Below are 441 nucleotides of genomic sequence, written 5' to 3' on the forward strand. Positions count from 1 at the left end.
GGTTGCTGGGCTCAAGTCTGTTTAGCGCACAATTGGCCGGTGAGCGCGGTTTGCCGTACGCCTTCGCGTCACATTTCGCACCGCGTTTAATGCATGAAGCGATTCGTGTGTACCGCAATCACTTCAAGCCTTCAGCCGTTCTCGACAAACCCTACGTGATGCTCGGGGTGCCCTTGGTCGCTGCCGATACGGATGAGCACGCCGAGTACCTGGCAACCTCCGTGTACCAGCGAATTCTGGCGCTGATGCGCGGCCAAAGTCTGGTTCAGCGTGCGCCTGTGAAGACCATGGATGGCCTGTGGCTACCCCACGAGAAAGAGGCAGTGATGAGCTTTTTGGGCCTGGCCATGGTCGGCAGCCCAGAGAAAATTCGCGCCAAACTCGAAGTGCTGGTTGATCAAACGCAGGCAGACGAACTTATTTTCACCTGTGATTTGTATG

Annotated in this window: 1 protein-coding gene; it reads left to right on the forward strand. The window is 56.2% G+C overall.

From position 1 onward, the window contains the following. The coding region (locus tag GHO42_RS04685) for an LLM class flavin-dependent oxidoreductase (protein WP_153384128.1) at positions 1-441 on the forward strand (441 nt) is incomplete at both ends.

The sequence above is a fragment of the Pseudomonas sp. FSL R10-0056 genome, from assembly GCF_009600105.1.
Classification (GTDB): Bacteria; Pseudomonadota; Gammaproteobacteria; order Pseudomonadales; family Pseudomonadaceae; genus Aquipseudomonas; species Aquipseudomonas bubulae.